The sequence below is a fragment of the Enterococcus sp. DIV0546 genome, from assembly GCF_051712785.1.
GTDB classification, from domain to species: domain Bacteria; phylum Bacillota; class Bacilli; order Lactobacillales; family Enterococcaceae; genus Enterococcus; species Enterococcus faecalis.
Window position 1 is genome coordinate 517,153 of the sequence record NZ_JBIOPO010000001.1, and the last position, 18,897, is coordinate 536,049.

An 18,897-nucleotide genomic window follows, 5' to 3' on the forward strand; every position below is an offset into this window, starting at 1 on the left:
AAAAGCAATGAAAAAACAATTCACAGGAATCGTTCTATGCAGTACATTTGCAGTTGCTGGTTGGTCCTTACAAGCGAAGGCAGAGGAGCCAAAAGAGTATCGTTCGAATGGTTTAGTAGAATTTATTCCGAACGTAGATCCGACAGAGCCGGTTGATCCAGAAAATCCCGATCCAGAAAAGCCAGTCAAACCAATTGATCCGACAGACCCAGAAGGTCCCAATCCTGGTACCCAAGGACCGCTGTCTATTGATTATGCTTCAAGTTTTGACTTTGGGAAAAATCGTATTTCGAATAAAGACCAAGTATATTTTGCAAGAGCACAGCAATATCAAGAAAATCAAAAAGAAACACCAAATTTTGTGCAAATTTCTGATAATAGAGGAACCAATAGCGGTTGGTCTTTAACGGTTACGCAAAAGGAGCAATTTAAAGCAACAAAGGCGACTTTAAATAGTCAGTTGACAGGTGCGCAAATTTCTTTAGCTAACCCGACTGTTAATAGTAATGCGCAAAATGTTGTGAAACCAGAGGCAACAAATAAGATTGCCCTTGTTCCAGGAACCGCATCTCTAGTGGCAGCTGCGAAGCAAGGAACCGGTGCAGGAACCTGGGCTACTTATTGGGGCAAAGTAGAAGTGGTTGCAGAACGCGATGAAACCAATACGGTACACAATGTTAATGTTACAAAAGATGTTGCGCTATCAGTACCAGGGTCAACCCCTAAAGATGCCGTGAAATATCAAACAAAATTATTGTGGACGTTGACGGATGTACCAGGAATTTAAAAAGTAGAGGTGAAGAGAGATGCGAAACAAACAAAGCCTAGTCTTTTTGGCAAGTAGTTTATTCTTACTAATCCTTGCGCCTATTACTAGCGAAGCGATTAGTAATCCTTCGACAAATATCAACGAAGTCAATCGGGAAATAGTGGAGGAATCGGCCAATGATCAGGCAACTAGCGCTCCTTCTCACTCGGAAACATTAGAGCAAGAATCTTCCCTAGAAACGACAACAACAACCGATAATCATCCAGCAGAAACAGACCAATCAACGGCTACTTTAGAACCTAGCGAACAACAAAAGGATGACGATAACAGTGCAACGGAATCGGCGATAGTTGAACCACAGCCGCGCATGTTGGCTGCGCCATACGCTACTTCATTGCCTGATGATCCTAATATCATTCCAATCGACAAGGTGTTTCAAGAGCCAATTGGAAATGCAACAAGTATTTTAGAAGGTGGGAAGTTATTACAACTAAACCCAGCTGTTAAATCACAAAAAGGAGCTATTTGGTCAAAAAAACCAATCAGTTTATTGTCGGATTTTACCTTTAAAAGTTATTTGTATTTAGGAAACGAGTATGCAAATGCTGGTGATGGTATGACCTTTACCTTAACGAATGATCCTAGAATGTCCACAACGCCTCAAGAAGTCATTGGTTCACCTGGGATGGGAATCGGTGCATACTCCACGAAAGCTGGTCAACCTTATGTTAGAAATGCCTTATCGATTGAGTTTGATACCTATAAAAATACTGGTAGTTCCAACCGAATGGACCGAGAAATTTCACAAGATAAGGGAAATGGACATTTAGCTTTTGTCACTCCGAAAGCTAATAACAACAGCTATACAGGGGAGCATTCAGGCGTCACCGTTGCGCCAACCTATCTATCTAATGGAACCTGGCGCATGTTGACTGTTCATTGGAATGCCGCAACCAAAGCATTAACATATGATTTAGAAGGTGTGGGCACGAATACGTATGTAGTTTCAGATTTAAATGCACAATTTGGCGCAACAACGGTTTATTGGGGCTTTACATCATCCACAGGTGGCAAATACCAAGAGAATGCTTTAGCAATGACACAAATTCCTACCAACGTTACGTCACAAGCAGCCCTTAGCGTGAATGGTCAGGAGTTTAGCTCAGCTGTTGAAGCAGTGAAAAATGATCAGGTGATACTACGGAATACATTGAATATTGACAATGACTTTATCGAAGATCGTCAACCGCAAGTAAGCATTGACTTACCTGATGAATTAGCATATGAAGAAAATTCATTAACGATTGATGGTAAAAAGGTAGCAGCCAAAGATCTGACACAAACAGGGAATCACTTAACAATTGCTTTAAATGACTACCTAGTTTTAAAGAAGGACATGATGATTGAATTAAAAACAACCCTTCAAGATAATACGCCCGAAAAAGTTTTAACTATGAACTTTGACTATTATGAAGAAGGAACCTTACTGCAAAAGTCAAATAATGTAACGATTACTATTCCTAAACCAACAGAAAAAACAGTAACCATTTTTTATAAAGACGCAGAAGGTAAAGATATTGCTCCACCTAAAAGTGTAACAGGGAAAATTGGTGCACCCTATCAAGAAAAACCCCTAGATATTTCTGGCTATGTTTTTACAAAAGACTCGGGCAATGCGGAAGGAACAATGACAGAGGAAACAAAAGATATTTATTTTTACTATCGTTTAGGGGAACTATATTTTAAAGAGGCACCAAAACAGATTACTTTTGGTACGGAAAAGATACGTAATCAACCACTAATTAAACTTGGGCATCCCACCGAAGGACTCAAAGTCGTGGATGAACGTAACGCAAATAATTGGCGCCTGCAACTAAAGCAAACGCAACCGTTAACAAATGATTCAATTGTAATGCCAGATGTTTTTTCTTTCGTTTCAACTGCTGGAAGCTCTCAGATTACAAATGAGGCAATTACGCTTTTAGAAAGTAATCAGAAAGGTGAAACAGATTTAACAGCATTACTTGATGAATCAAAACAACAAGGAATTCAAATCAATGTTCCTGTAGCTTATCAAAGAGTTGGAACATTTAAAGCTCGTTTATCTTGGGCGTTAGAAGATGTGCCAGGAAATTAAAGAAAAGAATGGAGAAAAGAAAATGAAAAAAGTAACAACAGTATGTTTATCCACATTTATTTTAGGGAGCTTAGGCATGACTTCTCAAGCCTTTGCAGAAGATGGCGGTAGTTATACATCTAATGGTATCGTAGAATTTACACCAAGTGAAGAGCCAACTAATCCGGTTGACCCAACGGATCCAACTAATCCAGTTGATCCTATTGACCCAACAGATCCTGAAGGTCCTAATCCAGGAACAAACGGTCCGTTGTCAATTGATTATGCGTCAAGTCTAGACTTCGGTGTTCAAAAAATCACGTCGAAGGATCAGACTTATTTTGCTGCTACCCAAAAATACAAGACGGTAGGCGCAACCGATGAAGTCAAAGAAGGGCCTAACTATGTCCAAGTAACAGATAACCGTGGAACCGAAGCTGGCTGGTCATTAAAAGTGAAACAAGAAGGACAATTTAAATCAACTTCTGGTAAAGAATTGACTGGGGCAGCTATCACGTTTAAAAACGGAAATGTAGTGACTGCTTCAGATTCAGGCAAACCAACAGGCCCAGCCACAATCACGCTAAATTCAGATGGTAGTCAATCAGATGTAATGAGTGCAGCGAAAGGAAACGGTGCAGGAACTTATTTATTTGATTGGGGAACAGATGCAACTACAGCTGCTAAAAGTATTGAGTTAACTGTTCCAGGTTCTACAACCAAATACGCTGAAAAATACGCCACAAAATTAACATGGACGTTGACAGACGCTCCAGGAAATTAGACGAATTTTAAAAAGAAGAATAGCGGGGAACATGGTTACCTGCTATTCACTACATATAGAAAAGGAGTAAATAATTTGAACAGAAAAAAACAACGATTTCTTTTTTTTCCGATACTACTAATTCTTTTAGCGTTAGTACCTAGCAATGGTTTTGCCAGTGAATTTAATTTCGCGGTTACGCCTATTCCATCAGAAAAACAAGTAGATAAAGAAAAAACTTACTTTGATTTATTACTAGCACCAAATGAAGAAACTGAGTTGAAAGTGAACTTGCGCAATGATACAGATAAAGAAGTAAAGGTAGGTATTTCCATCAATAGTGCCATTACCAATTCAAATGTAATCGTTGAGTATGGTGAAAATAAGGGGAAAAAAGATCAAAGTTTAGCGTTTGATATAAAAGACTACGTTCAATCCCCTAGCTCAGTTCGTTTAAAACCGAAAAGTGAACAAACGGTTTCTATTAACGTCAAAATGCCTAATACCCCCTTTGATGGAGTGTTAGCTAGTGGTATCACTTTTAAAGAAGAAACGTCAGATGAAGGCAAACGTCAAGACGATAAGAGTCAGGGGTTATCCATTAAAAATGAATATTCGTATGTCGTTGCATTATTGATGCAACAAAACAAAAAAATGGTTGAGCCGAATTTACTTTTGAAAAAAGTCTCACCAGGACAGATTAATGCTAGAAATGTGATTTTAGTCAATCTACAAAATGATCAAAAAACATATATTAACCAAGTTGCCTTTTCGGCAGAGATTACCAAAAAGGGGCATGAAGAAGTTTTATATAAAGAGGAAAAAGCAAACATGCAAATTGCACCAAATACCAATTTTTCTGTTCCCATTGCGCTAAAAGGGCAACCGCTTAAGCCAGGAGATTATCATTTGTCTATGACCGTTGTTGGGAATAAAGATGCTGCAGGCTCATTTAAAAAATCAATAAACAATGAATCGATATCTTTTAGAAATCAATGGCAATTTGAAAAAGACTTTACAATTAATGGCGAAGTTGCCAAAGAATTAAATGAAAAAGATGTGACCTTAAAAGAAAATCATTCAAATTTATATTTGATGATTGGCTTACTACTTTTATTGATAGTGATTTTAATCATTGCCTGGTTGATTTGGCGAAAAAAGAAACAGGAAAAAAACGAAAGAGAAATATAAAGAGTAGTTAATTTTTGATTTGATTATCGGCAACGTTTTTGTTTGTTTTTACTTATCAAACATGCAGTTTATTCAACAAACCTAACTCAAAAAAAGAAATAATAAGAAGGAGTATTGTTAAATATCGTCTGATACCACTTTACTAGTTATATTTTTTATTTTGTTATGTAGCTAAAGTATTTGGCAATATATGTGAGAAAAATGGATAAATACAAACATTTACTATTATGGAGTACATTGTTACTCTCGTTTTTTCAAGTAACCAATGTGCAAGCAGCAGAAGAACGGAATCCAATTTATAATCCGACCAATCCAACAGAAGAAATTTATCCGATTGAGAATACTGGCACACCAGAAAAAATGGAAGAAACAAATGAAAGTACTATGACTAGCGAAACGCAAGCGGAAGAAAGTAGCGAAGACGTTAGTAAAAAAGAAGTGACAACCAATAATCCAAAAACAAATGAAGAAAGGCCTTCTTCCAAGAAAAGTCAGCATCAAGTATTTTTCACGGATGAATTATTTGATGCTAGCCATATCACCATTGTACCAAATAGCACAGGCGGTGCTGGAACGGAGGGGCAAAACACTTTTTACTTGAATTTCATACGGGAATTAGTAGGAACGGCTATTTATGGGAGAAAGAACTGATAAATGATGAATTATGAAATTTTTTTAAATAAAGAAGATCAACGAAGTTATTCCTTGCTAAGGCATTTAGAAGAAAGTCCCACGCTATCAGGTACTTTTATTGCACTTCGCGAAGAATTATCAATGTCGAATTTTTTAGTCAAAAAAACATTAGAAAAATTAAAAGCAGATATTGACAATCTAAAGTTAAGCGACAGCTTAACTTTAGTCGTTTCTGATGTAGATGTTACACTTGAAATTGATGGAAACTATTCAAGTAAACTTTTGCTCACGAAATACTTAACAGAATCGCTCTCTTTTAAATTAGTGTTGTCTTACTTTAGAGGAAATTATAGTTTGACAAAGTTTGCTGAATGTAATCATGTCAGCACCTCTGTGGCGTATAGTACCTTACAGCGGCTAAAAAAAGCCTTAAAGGAGTATCAGATCTATTTTAGTAAGCGGGAAATTGTCGGCAATCAAAAAGCAATTTCATTTTTTTTGTATAAATTGTTCACGCTTTCCAATCAACCAATTTCCGAACTATATTCGGTAAAAGTTTATAATGAAGCGAAACGTGTATTACAGTCTGTTGAGTTAAACTATACTTTCACCACCTATGAGCGACGCAATTTTTTCCATTATTTAGCTATTATGATTAACAACGAAGGACGTGCGGTGGAAGGGATCGATACGCGTGCACTGAATACATTTTCAGAGGAACTAATAAAAAAATCGCAAGTGGCATGGGCATTGGCCTCAAAATCATTAACGTATACGATTGTTTTTTTCTTGTATTTGCATGGCAAACTAGAGAAAAAATATGTCATTCACGAAGATCCTACGATTGAAAGCCTAACTCGTGTTTTCATTGGAAGTTTTGAAAAAGCATTTAATTGTTTAGAGGAGTCAACAAGGAATACTCTAGAAGAAGGGTTAGCAATTATTCATTTCAATGTTATTTACTTTCCGATTAATATGTTTGACGATTTTGAAATGGATTTACAGTTTTTTAAGCAAACATATCCGGAATTTTATTTTTATTTAATTGAATATATTCGTTGGTTAACAGCAAAACATAAAAAAATTGCGAAAGCCAATCACTGTTTGTTTTTTAACTATCTATTGTTGCTAATTAATCATGTTCCGGTTCATTTAATTGCAGAGCCAGCCAAGGTCCTAATTGATTTTTCTTATGGAAAAGAGTATAACCAATTCATCAAAAAAAATTTATCCGTCTATGTGAATTTAAATGTAGAAATTATTGACCCGTTATCAGATACCTTACCAGATGTGGTGATTACCAATTTAAATAACTTGTATCAAGAAGAACAGAGTAAAGTTATGGTTTGGCTGGATCCACCTCGTTCGATTGATTGGGTCAATTTAACGCAATCATTATTGACTATTCAAGAAGAAAAATATCAACAACAAAAAGAATCGACAAAGACAAGCGGTGATCCTATCGAATAGAATCATCGCTTGTCTTTGTGTTTAAGTCTTTACAAAACCACCCAAGTGTTTTATAATATGAATATACGTTCATATGAATAGAAAAACATTAATGAGGAGGCGCATAACAATGTCAAAACAAACAGGTGCACACACACATGAAGAAAAAGGTAAAAACGTTCCAGTTATTCTCTTTTTTACAGGATTGGCTCTTTTCTTTATCGGTTTATTTTTAGGGAACATGCTCTTAGTGAAAAATATTCTTTTCTCGTTAGCTGCTATTTTAGCTGGTTATCATATTATTGGTGAAGGCTTTGGAGATACGTATCGGGATACGAAAAACAATCGAAAGTTTTCGCCTAATATTCATTTGTTAATGACCTTAGCTGCAGTTGGTTCAGCATTAATGGGAAGTTTTGAAGAATCAGCATTGTTGATTTTGATTTTTGCGGCGGCGCATTTCCTTGAAGATTACGCTCAAGGCAAAAGCCAACGTGAAATTACAAAACTATTAAATTTAAATCCAACAGAAGCTCGCTTGATAACAGACGATGGCTCAATTCAAACTGTGTCAGTTGAACAATTGAAGATTGGTGACCGCGTGCAAGTCCTCAATGGTGCGCAAATTCCGACAGATGGCGTCGTGATTGAAGGAAGTACCGCTGTGGATGAATCATCTATTAATGGGGAAAGTATTCCCAAAGAAAAAAATAGTGGTGACCCAGTTTTTGGTAGTACCATGAACGGTTCAGGCACAATTGTTGTTGAAGTAACGAAAGATAGTTCAGAAACAGTTTTTGCAAAAATCGTACAGCTCGTGAACCAATCACAAGAAAATCAATCAGAAATTGCAAGCAAAATTAAACGATTTGAACCGAAATATGTCACACTAGTTTTAGCAGTTTTTCCACTAATTGTTTTAGGTGGCGCATTGCTTTTCCAATTGACTTGGGCTGAAAGTTTTTACAGAGGCTTGGTCTTCTTAATTGCTGCCTCACCTTGTGCTTTAGCAGCGAGTGCCGTTCCGGCAACTTTATCAGGAATTTCCAATTTAGCGAAACAAGGCGTTTTGTTTAAAGGTGGCTCATTCTTATCAAATTTAGCTGAAGTGAAAGCACTCGCTTTTGATAAAACAGGCACGCTAACAAAAGGCAAACCTGAGGTCACAGATTATCTTTTTGTTGATGGCTTAGAAGATCGCCAAGACGAATTAGTAGCTGTTTTAACAAATATGGAGAAAAAATCCAATCATCCATTGGCGACGGCGATTGTTAATCGCTTTGAAGCAGAAACAACGGCTTTAAATTTAGAAGTAGAAAATATTGTCGGGGTGGGTTTAGTAACGACCATTGCAGACACAACTTTTAGAATTGGTAAACCATCTAGTTTCGAACAAGTGCCAACAATCATTGAGAAACAAACAACGAAATTAGCGAGTGAAGGCAAAACGGTAGTGTACTTTGCCGAAAATGAACAAGTGATTGGTTTAGTGGCATTGATGGATGTTCCTAATGAAGAAGCAATGAACGCCATTCACTATTTCAAGTCACAAAATATTGAAACAACAATGATTACAGGAGATGCAAAACTTACGGGTGAAGCAGTTGGTCGCTTAGTAGGCGTGGACCAAGTTTTTGCTAATGTTTTACCTGAGGAAAAATCAGCGATTGTTGATCAATTAAAACGCGAAGTAGGAATGACAGGGATGGTTGGTGATGGCATTAACGATGCGCCCGCTTTAGTGAATGCTGATATTGGAGTGGCGATGGGGGATGGTACAGACATTGCTATCGATGTTGCAGACGTGGTAGTGATGAAAAATGATCTTTCTAAATTAGGCTATGCTCACCGTGTCTCAAAACGCTTGAATAAAATTGTGCAGCAAAATATTATTTTTTCAATGTTAGTGGTAGCAACGTTGATTATCTTGAACTTTTTAGGTATTGCGAATATCGCATTTAGCGTACTTATTCATGAAGGAAGTACCTTAGTGGTCATTTTTAATGGCTTGCGTTTATTAGTTAATACAAAATAAGTCAAATAGTCACTTGCAAGAAAGGAGAGAAAGCGATGAATTCTTTAAAAATGATTGAACTTTCTCTCACCGACGTTGTCATTCGGATGGCTCTAGCCTTGGTTTTTGGAGCTTTGATTGGGTTAGAAAGAAGTATTAAAAGAAAAGGCTTCGGTATCAGTAGTAATGCCATTTTATGTTTGGCCTCCTGTACGATTTCCATTTTACAGATTCAATCGGTGGATATTTTAGTCGATGTGGTGAAACAAAATAGCGCCTTGGCATCCATTATTTCTATGGATATTACACGATATGGCGCCCAAGTGATTAGTGGCGTAGGCTTTCTCGGTGCGGGGATTATCGTTTTTAGAGAAAGGAAAGTCTCTGGGTTAACGACAGCAGTAATGATGTGGAATGTTACTATTATTGGTTTAGTCATTGGGATGGGCTTTTTAACCATTGCGTTTATCAATCTCGTGGCAACTTTGCTAGTATTAGCTCTGGCCCATTTTAAACGAAAGACTCCTTTAAAACGATTGCAGCTTATCGTAAAAATGAAGGAACCTATGATTAAAGAAAGCCGACTGCATGAACAACTTCAAGCTTCTTTAGAAAAAGGGGAGCGCTTAGTAGAATTGACTTTGGAATCCGAACAAGAGGCAGTGACAGCAAAGATCTCTTATGTAGGCAAAGAAGATTTCTGGCATTCCAACTTGCACCATCTCTTAAAAGAAAAAGGGCACGTTCAATCTGTCTCTGTCACGGAAACAATTTAACCATAAAATAAAGCACTTGGGCGCTAGCGCGCGCCAAGTGCTTTTGTTTAAATATTTAATACTTTATCTAAGAAATCTTTTGTTCGAGGGTTTTGAGGATTTTCAAAGACTTGCTCTGGCGAACCATCTTCTAGGAAGTTACCGCCATCAATGAACATTACTCGATTAGCTACTTCTTTTGCAAAGCCCATTTCGTGAGTAACTATGACCATTGTCATTCCTTGTTTTGCTAAATCTTTCATTACACCAAGAACATCGCCAACCATTTCTGGATCAAGAGCTGATGTTGGCTCATCGAAAAGCATAATATCAGGATTCATCGCTAACGCACGTGCAATTGCGACACGTTGTTTTTGACCACCAGATAAAGAATCTGGATAGGCATCTTTTTTATCTGCCAATCCAACACGTTCTAAAAGTTCTAACGCTTTTTTCTCCGCTTCGTCTTTTGACAAGCGACCTAAATCGGTTGGTGCTAAAACAATATTTTCTAAAATAGATAAATGTGGAAACAAATTGAAATGTTGGAAAACCATGCCGATATGTTGACGGACTTGGTTGATGTCCGTATTTTTATCTGTCAAGTTCGCACCATCAATAATAATGTCTCCGCTAGAAGCTTCTTCTAATTGATTCAAGCAACGTAAAAAAGTACTTTTACCAGAACCAGAAGGACCGATGACGCAGACTACGTCGCCTTCGTTAATAGAAACATTAATGTCGTTTAAGACCGTGTTGTCACCATATTTTTTTACTAAATGTTCAACTAAGATTTTTTCAGTCATATTAGTTCACCTTCTTTTCAAGGTTTTTCGCTAATTTAGTTAAACTAGTAATTAAAATTAAGTAGATTAACGCAATAACGAAGTAAACCATTGTACTTTGTAATGTGCGAGCAACAATAATTTTTCCTGTTTGTAGTAGTTCGATTAAGCCAATTGCTGAAAGGATAGTTGTATCTTTCAATGAAATAACAAATTGGTTAATGAATGAAGGAATCATAATGCGAATCGCTTGTGGTAAAATAATTTTTTGCATTGTCCGATTATAGGAAAGACCTAAACTTCTTGAAGCTTCCATTTGGCCAACTGGAACAGCTTTGATTCCGCCGCGCACAATTTCAGAAATATAGGCACTGGCATTTAAAGTTAATGTGATAATCCCAGCAATGAAGACCGGGATATTAAAGCCAAGCACACCAGGTAATCCGAAATAGATGAAGAACGCTAAGACCATTAAAGGAATTCCGCGAATTAAATCAACATAAATGGTTGAAAGTACACGTAATGCTTTGATTGGTGAAACGCTGAATAATCCGAAAATAACGCCGACAATTAAAGCAAGTACGAAGGAAATCAACGTTAATAGAATCGTCATCCATAAACCGTGTAACAATTGTTTCCAGTTGTTTTGCATGAAGCCAACAAACGTAGATTCGTCAGCTGTTTCTTCTTTGGCTTCGTTGCCATCTTTTACGTAAGTGCCGATAATTTTATCGTATTCACCGGTACGTTTCATTTCTTTTAAGCCTTCGTTAAACATTTCAAGTAGTTCAGGATTTTGCCCTTTTTTGACAGCAAAACCGTAAGAACCACCTTTTTCACGAGGAATTGGTGTCGCTAGTGGTTGATTTTGCGCAACCCCATAGCCAATGACAGGATAATCATCCATCATGGCATCAACTTCGCCAATTTCTAATGCACTGTATAATGCATCAGTTGTGTCTAAATACTTAATTGAGTAATCATATTTCTTTTTATTTTTTTCTAAGAAATCAGCACTTTCAGTACCAATTTTTACGCCGACTTTTTTGCCTTTTAAATCATCATACGATTTAATTTTGTCATTGCCTTTTTTGACCGCAATTTGAATACCGCTATCAAAGTAAGGAACAGAGAAGTCGAAGGCTTTTTTACGATCATCCGTAATCGTCATGCCTGCAACCATCCCATCTGCTTGACCAGATTCAACAGCTTGGACAGCAGAACTAAAGCCAATAAATTTAAATTCAACAGTAAAACCTTGCAATTCAGCTGCACGTTTGACTAAATCTACATCAATTCCGACATAATCGCCTTGGGCATTTTGAAACTCAAACGGAGCAAATGTAGAATCACTAGCAATCACATATTTCTCTTTTTTAGGAGTGATTTTTTTCATTTGTTCGCCAGCGTCTTGTGTGTTTGTTTCATCACCTGTCGCTAAGTAGTTGTTTAAAATTTTATCATAAGTACCATTGTCTTTAAGATTTTTCAAACCAGCGTTGAACTTTTTGATTAATTCAGGGTTTTGACCTTTTTTCACTGCGAAACCATAAGAACTGCCTGTTTCTTTATCGCCAACTAATTGTAATTTTTGGCCATTTTTCACTGCGTAGCCCAATACAGGATAATCATCAACGATTGCATCCGCTTCGCCGTTTTCTAAGGCTTTATAAAGACCCGTTGCATCGTCAAAATTTTTGATGGTGTAGTCATATTTCTCTTTATTTTTTTCAAGGAAATTGGCACTTTCAGTTCCAACTTTAGCCGCAACCGTTTTGCCTTTTAAATCATCATATGATTTAATTTTGTCGTTTCCTTTTTTTACCGCTAATTGTAAACCGCTATCGAAGTATGGATCTGAAAAATCGAAGGATTTTTTTCGCTCATCCGTAATACTCATTCCAGCAATCATGCCATCAATTTGTTTAGATTGAATCGCTTGGACTGCACTATCGAATCCTAATGGTTTTAAATCCACTTCAAAACCTTGATCTTTGGCAATCGCATCTAATAAATCAACGTCAATACCAATGTATTTTCCTTTTGAGTCTTGGAATTCAAAAGGGGCGAATGTTAAATCCGTTCCAATTGTATATTTCTTTCCTTCTGCATGTGCTGAAGTGCCACTAATGAATGTTAGCAGAGTTACCATCATCACAAAGAAAGAAAGTAAAAAGTGTTTCCTTTTCATAAAATACCTCCTAGTTTTGCATATTGAACAATTATATAGTAAGAAATAGGAAGCTGACAAGTATTTGAACGCTAAAAAGAGAAAAAAACTCTAATTTCCTTACATTACATGTTATAAAATGTGACATAGAAATTAAGAACAAAAGATTAAGATCAGTTGAAGTCCGAAACAGCAAAAGTGGCGAAAATATGTTCGGTATGTTAAACTAATAAGTGGACATTCTGCCAGAATGGGCCGATAATTTAAGAGAAATTAGACACTTTGAGGGGGAGTTATAAATGATCGAAAGAGAAACTTCCAATACCTTTCATTTGGCTTCTAAATATGAGCCTGCCGGAGATCAGCCAGCCGCTATTGCTGAACTAGTTGACGGTGTCAAAGGTGGAGAAAAAGCTCAAATTTTACTTGGAGCGACCGGAACAGGTAAAACATTTACAATCTCTAATGTGATTCAAGAAGTGAACAAACCAACATTAGTGATTGCACATAATAAAACACTAGCTGGACAATTATACGGGGAATTTAAAGAATTTTTCCCAGATAATGCGGTCGAGTATTTTGTCAGTTACTATGATTATTATCAACCAGAAGCATATGTACCCTCAAGTGATACATATATTGAAAAAGATTCCAGTATTAATGATGAAATTGATAAACTACGCCATTCAGCGACAAGTTCTTTATTGGAACGAAACGATGTCATCGTGGTAGCATCAGTTTCTTGTATTTTTGGTTTAGGGGATCCGCGGGAATACAGTCAACAAGTTGTTTCATTACGTGTGGGAATGGAAATGGATCGTAATGAGTTACTAAAAAGCTTAGTCGATATTCAATTTGAACGAAATGATATTGATTTTCAACGGGGGCGTTTTCGTGTCCGCGGTGATGTGGTTGAGATATTCCCAGCTTCACGGGATGAGCATGCGCTACGTGTTGAATTTTTCGGAGACGAAATTGATCGAATTCGTGAAGTAGATGCGTTAACTGGTGAAATTGTCGGCGAAACAGAGCATGTCGCTATTTTTCCGGCAACACACTTCGTGACGAACGAAGAACATATGGAACACGCCATTTCGCAGATCCAAGAAGAATTAGAGGCACGTTTGAAAGTGCTTCGCAGTGAAAACAAATTATTGGAAGCCCAACGTTTGGAACAGCGAACTAACTATGATATTGAGATGATGAGAGAGATGGGCTATACGTCAGGGATTGAGAATTACTCTCGACATATGGACGGTCGCCAAGAAGGAGAGCCACCGTATACGCTGTTGGACTTTTTCCCAGATGACTTCTTACTTGTAATCGATGAGTCTCATGTAACAATGCCGCAAATTAGAGGAATGTATAATGGCGACCGAGCACGGAAACAAATGTTAGTGGACTATGGTTTCCGTTTACCAAGTGCACTTGATAACCGACCGCTTCGTTTAGAAGAATTTGAACAACATGTAAACCAAATTGTTTATGTATCGGCAACACCAGGCCCTTATGAAATGGAACAAACAGAGACTGTTGTTCAACAAATCATTCGACCAACAGGTTTACTAGATCCAGAAGTAGAAATCCGCCCAATTATGGGTCAAATTGATGACTTGGTGGGCGAAATTCATGAACGGATCGAAAAAGATCAGCGAGTGTTTGTCACAACCTTAACGAAGAAAATGGCCGAAGATTTAACCGACTATTTCAAAGAATTAGGCTTAAAAGTTAAATATTTGCATAGTGATATAAAAACACTGGAAAGAACGGAGATTATTCGCGATTTACGATTAGGCGAATTTGATATTCTAATTGGTATTAACTTATTACGTGAAGGAATCGATGTGCCAGAAGTTTCCTTAATTGCGATTCTAGATGCGGATAAAGAAGGCTTCTTACGTAGTGAACGCTCGTTAGTGCAAACGATGGGACGGGCTGCCCGGAACGCCGAAGGAAAAGTCATTATGTATGCAGATAAAATCACCGATTCGATGCAACGAGCTATGGATGAAACGGCACGACGTCGGGCAATCCAAGAAGCATATAATGAAGAACATGGCATTGAACCAAAAACAATTATTAAAGAAATTCGTGATTTGATTTCTATTTCCAAAACAGCTGATAAAGATGAAACAGTGGTTCAATTGGATAAATCATATGAAGATTTATCAAGACAAGAAAAAGCTGATTTATTAATGAAACTTGAAAGAGAAATGAAAGATGCGGCCAAAGCATTAGACTTCGAAACTGCAGCCACATTACGAGATACCATTCTTGAATTGAAAGCTGCCAAATAAGTCAACCAACGGATTAAGTAAAAGATACGATGAACCATCGTATCTTTTACTAATCTTTTCTCTATAGAATGACTTGAAATGATTTGACGTAAGAGATTTAGTAAAAGGAGAACATATATGGCAAATGATAAAATTGTGATTCATGGTGCACGCGCCCATAACTTAAAAAATATTGATGTCACGATTCCTCGTGACAAAATGGTTGTTGTAACTGGACTATCTGGTTCTGGCAAAAGTTCATTAGCGTTTGATACGCTTTACGCAGAAGGGCAACGACGTTATGTAGAGAGTCTCTCTGCTTATGCGCGACAATTTTTGGGACAGATGGATAAACCAGATGTTGACAGCATCGATGGTTTAAGTCCAGCTATTTCAATTGATCAAAAGACGACAAGTAAAAACCCACGCTCAACGGTGGGGACGGTCACAGAAATCAATGATTATTTACGATTGTTATTTGCTCGGGTAGGTCATCCAATTTGTCCTAACGATCATATTGAAATTACCAGTCAGTCTGTTGAACAGATGGTTGATAAAGTCTTAGAGCTACCAGAGCGAACAAAAATTCAAATTTTGGCGCCTGTTGTGGTCAAGAAAAAAGGCCAACATAAAAAAGTGTTTGAAATGATCCAACGTGAAGGGTATGTCAGAATGCGGGTGGATGGTGAAACCTATGATGTTAGTGAGGCACCAGAACTTGAAAAAAATAAAAAACATGATATTGCGATTGTGATTGACCGTATCGTTGTGAAAGAAGGTATTCGCTCTCGCTTGTTTGATTCGTTTGAAGCGGCTTTGCGTTTAGCTGAAGGTTACGCAATTGTTGATGTGATTGGTCAAGAAGAGATGTTGTTTAGTGAACATTATGCTTGTCCTTATTGTGGGTTCACAGTCGGTGAATTGGAACCGCGCTTGTTTTCATTTAATGCACCATTTGGCGCTTGTCCCGATTGTGATGGTTTAGGTGTTAAATTAGAAGTGGACAAAGACTTAGTGATTCCAGATCCCACTAAAACCTTGAGAGAAGGAGCCATTGTTCCGTGGAACCCTATTAGTTCCCAATATTATCCACAAATGTTGGAACAAGCAGCCACCAGTTTTGGGATTGATATGGATACGCCGTTTGAAGAATTACCTGCAGACCAACAAGAAATTATTTTAAATGGTTCTGGCGAGAAAAACTTTCATTTTCATTATGAAAATGACTTTGGTGGTGTTCGTGATGTGGAAGTGCCATTTGAAGGGATTTTAAAAAATATTAAACGACGTTATCATGAAACAAATAGCGATTTTACACGAGATCAAATGCGGTTATACATGACAGAATTGACTTGTCGAAGCTGTCAAGGGTATCGTTTGAATCCGCAAGCTTTAGCTGTAAAAATCAATGGCACGCACATTGGTGAAGTCAGTGAATTAGCAATAAAAAATGCGGTCCAATTTTTTGAAGGTGTGTCTTTATCTGAACAAGAAACAACGATTGCTCGGCCAATTTTAAAAGAAGTCGAAGATCGGTTAACCTTCTTAAAAAATGTCGGGTTAGATTACTTAACCTTAAGTCGAGCTGCTGGTACACTTTCTGGCGGAGAAGCACAAAGAATTCGCTTAGCAACACAAATTGGATCAAACTTATCAGGCGTCCTTTACATTTTAGATGAACCATCAATTGGTTTGCATCAACGAGATAACGACCGCTTGATTGACTCATTGAAAAAAATGCGGGACTTAGGCAATACATTAATTGTGGTGGAACATGATGAAGATACAATGATGGCTTCGGATTACTTGATTGATGTGGGACCTGGCGCTGGACATCTGGGCGGTGAAATTGTAGCCGCTGGTACGCCGGAAGAGGTTGCTAAAAATCCGCATTCATTGACTGGACAATATCTTTCTGGGAAAAAAGTGATTCCTGTACCAAAAGAACGTCGCAAAGGTAATGGCAAAGCGATCAAAGTCACTGGTGCCAGTGAAAATAATTTAAAAAATGTCAGTGTTGAATTTCCGCTAGGTGAATTTGTTGCTGTCACAGGCGTTTCAGGTTCAGGGAAAAGTACTTTAGTCAATCAAATTTTGAAAAAAGCGCTGGCCCAAAAATTAAATCGTAATTCCAATAAACCTGGGAAACACAAAAGTATCACTGGTTATGAAGCCATTGAAAAGATTGTTGACATTGATCAAAGTCCAATTGGTCGAACACCAAGAAGTAATCCAGCGACTTATACTAGTGTTTTTGATGACATTCGCGATTTGTTTGCCCAAACAAATGAAGCCAAGGTTCGTGGCTATAAAAAAGGTCGCTTTAGTTTTAACGTCAAAGGTGGCCGTTGTGAAGCTTGTCGCGGGGATGGTATCATCAAAATTGAAATGCACTTTTTACCTGATGTCTATGTGCCTTGCGAAGTTTGTCATGGCAAACGTTATAATTCTGAGACGTTAGAAGTTCATTATAAAGGCAAAAACATTTCTGATATTTTAGATATGACGGTGGAAGATGCCGTAGAATTTTTCAAACATATCCCTAAAATTCATCGTAAATTGCAAACAATTGTGGATGTAGGCTTAGGCTATGTGACATTGGGGCAGCCAGCAACTACTTTATCTGGTGGAGAAGCACAGCGGATGAAGCTAGCGAGTGAACTTCATAAAAATTCTAATGGGAAAAACTTTTATATTCTGGATGAACCAACAACAGGCTTGCATACCGATGATATTGCGCGATTGCTTCTAGTATTAGAGCGTTTAGTGGAAGCGGGCAATACCGTTTTAGTGATTGAACATAACTTAGATGTCATCAAATCTGCGGATCATGTGATTGATCTAGGGCCAGAAGGTGGCGACGGTGGTGGGACAATCGTGGCGACAGGAACACCAGAAGAAGTTGCTAAAGTCAAAGACAGTTACACAGGATATTATTTAAAACGTGTTCTGAAATAAACATTAATGATTAGATAAAGAACCTTGTTTTTATGGGAAACAAGGTTCTTTTATTATAAAATAACAAATATTTTTTAACAAAAATTAAAAATAAATGTTGACTTAATGTGTAATTAAAAGATATACTATGTTTGTTAACAAAATAACAATGAACACGAAGGGAAGTCTTAAATGAAAAACAAAAAAATAACAACAGGTTTATTAACAGCAGGAATGGTCTTAGCTATCGGAATCACACCTTTTGTACATAGTAACACAATGGAAGCAGCGACCTTAATTTCACAATCAGACCATGAAAAAGTAATGAGCTTTACCAAGAAAGACTTAAAAGAAGCAACGGGCATTCAATTGGAGCCGGCGACAGTACAAGCCGTTCATCAGGAATTAAAGCAACAAATCACCTGGGAAACATTAGGCTATTCCACAATTGATGCGCAAAATATTGCGACACGTTTTACACAAAATACATATCAGGCTCTGGGGATTTTAACAGATATCGCCAACCATTCAGACCTTCAATTGAAAGTCATTACCATTAATAATCCCTATCTAGCAACAGCTAAAATTGGTACCTTTAAGTGGGAAACTGTAACTCCTGAAGTTGGTGGGGACCATGAAACAGCAGACAATGAACTAACCACACCGACACCGACTGTTGCCAGTCTTCAAGAGATTGACGTAGAAATTGAATACGACGAAAATGAAATTGAGTTCACCTATGAAATAAAATCGAACGGAACAATTGAAGCAACGTATGAAGATGAATCTGCTGATTTAGAATTAGAAGGTAAGGCAGCACAAGACAAAATCATGACTCTTTTAGATGGATTGTCAATCAAAACAGCTACAAATGAACAAATTAAAGAACACATTACGAAAAAGTTATCCGTGAATGAACAAGTAAAACAATTTGAGTTTGAAGCTAATTTTACTGATAAAACAGAAATTGAGTTTGTATTAAAATAACACACAGTTATATAGCATAATTCAGCAATTAAAACAGCGTTGACAAAAATGT

13 protein-coding genes are annotated in these 18,897 nt (G+C 37.3%); 11 read left to right on the forward strand and 2 right to left on the reverse strand.

The features are described 5' to 3' along the window. Window positions 1-7: 7 nt before the first annotated feature. The 8 genes from IGJ24_RS02550 (at window position 8) to IGJ24_RS02585 (ending at window position 9,711) form a co-directional block, all read left to right on the forward strand. On the forward strand, window positions 8-787 hold the full coding sequence (locus IGJ24_RS02550; protein ID WP_002355607.1) for a WxL domain-containing protein: 780 nt from the start codon (window positions 8-10) through the stop codon (window positions 785-787). Window positions 788-806: 19 nt separating this feature from the next. Next, window positions 807-2,906 (forward strand): lectin-like domain-containing protein, encoded by a 2,100-nt coding sequence (locus IGJ24_RS02555; RefSeq protein ID WP_129194161.1) that lies wholly within the window; start codon window positions 807-809, stop codon window positions 2,904-2,906. 22 nt (window positions 2,907-2,928) lie between these two features. Then, window positions 2,929-3,669 carry a WxL domain-containing protein gene (locus IGJ24_RS02560; protein WP_002355609.1) on the forward strand — a complete coding sequence of 247 codons (741 nt, stop codon included), beginning with the start codon at window positions 2,929-2,931 and terminating at the stop codon, window positions 3,667-3,669. 75 nt (window positions 3,670-3,744) lie between these two features. Further along, entirely contained in the window at window positions 3,745-4,839 is a 1,095-nt protein-coding gene (locus tag IGJ24_RS02565) for a DUF916 and DUF3324 domain-containing protein (protein ID WP_129194162.1), read from the forward strand. A gap of 201 nt (window positions 4,840-5,040) precedes the next feature. Beyond that, complete coding sequence (locus IGJ24_RS02570) at window positions 5,041-5,490, forward strand: hypothetical protein (RefSeq protein WP_002363200.1); 450 nt, start codon at window positions 5,041-5,043, stop codon at window positions 5,488-5,490. Window positions 5,491-5,493: 3 nt separating this feature from the next. Further along, window positions 5,494-6,942 carry a helix-turn-helix domain-containing protein gene (locus tag IGJ24_RS02575; RefSeq protein ID WP_002358731.1) on the forward strand — a complete coding sequence of 483 codons (1,449 nt, stop codon included), beginning with the start codon at window positions 5,494-5,496 and terminating at the stop codon, window positions 6,940-6,942. A 109-nt stretch (window positions 6,943-7,051) separates the two neighbouring features. Next, entirely contained in the window at window positions 7,052-8,956 is a 1,905-nt protein-coding gene (locus IGJ24_RS02580; RefSeq protein WP_002386153.1) for a heavy metal translocating P-type ATPase, read from the forward strand. Between the two features lie 35 nt (window positions 8,957-8,991). Then, a complete protein-coding gene (locus IGJ24_RS02585; protein WP_129194163.1) occupies window positions 8,992-9,711 on the forward strand; it encodes an MgtC/SapB family protein in 720 nt (239 codons plus the stop codon). Between the two features lie 47 nt (window positions 9,712-9,758). Here the strand turns inward: IGJ24_RS02585 and IGJ24_RS02590 are convergent, their stop codons facing one another. Together IGJ24_RS02590 and IGJ24_RS02595 are read right to left on the reverse strand one after the other, a co-directional pair. Continuing rightward, window positions 9,759-10,496, reverse strand: a complete 738-nt coding sequence (locus tag IGJ24_RS02590; protein ID WP_002355616.1) for an amino acid ABC transporter ATP-binding protein — start codon at window positions 10,494-10,496, stop codon at window positions 9,759-9,761. A 1-nt stretch (window position 10,497) separates the two neighbouring features. Next, window positions 10,498-12,666, reverse strand: a complete 2,169-nt coding sequence (locus IGJ24_RS02595) for an amino acid ABC transporter substrate-binding protein/permease (protein ID WP_002355617.1) — start codon at window positions 12,664-12,666, stop codon at window positions 10,498-10,500. 278 nt (window positions 12,667-12,944) lie between these two features. Between IGJ24_RS02595 and uvrB the strand changes: the two genes are divergently transcribed. The 3 genes from uvrB to IGJ24_RS02610 all read left to right on the forward strand — a co-directional run bounded on the left by uvrB (window position 12,945) and on the right by IGJ24_RS02610 (window position 18,845). Then, the gene (uvrB, locus tag IGJ24_RS02600; protein WP_002355618.1) at window positions 12,945-14,942 is read left to right on the forward strand and encodes an excinuclease ABC subunit UvrB; all 1,998 of its coding nucleotides are present in this window, start codon (window positions 12,945-12,947) and stop codon (window positions 14,940-14,942) included. Between the two features lie 117 nt (window positions 14,943-15,059). Beyond that, complete coding sequence (gene uvrA / locus IGJ24_RS02605) at window positions 15,060-17,879, forward strand: excinuclease ABC subunit UvrA (protein WP_002361280.1); 2,820 nt, start codon at window positions 15,060-15,062, stop codon at window positions 17,877-17,879. Between the two features lie 171 nt (window positions 17,880-18,050). Then, the gene (locus IGJ24_RS02610) at window positions 18,051-18,845 is read left to right on the forward strand and encodes a YusW family protein (RefSeq protein ID WP_174091031.1); all 795 of its coding nucleotides are present in this window, start codon (window positions 18,051-18,053) and stop codon (window positions 18,843-18,845) included. Window positions 18,846-18,897 lie beyond the last annotated feature (52 nt).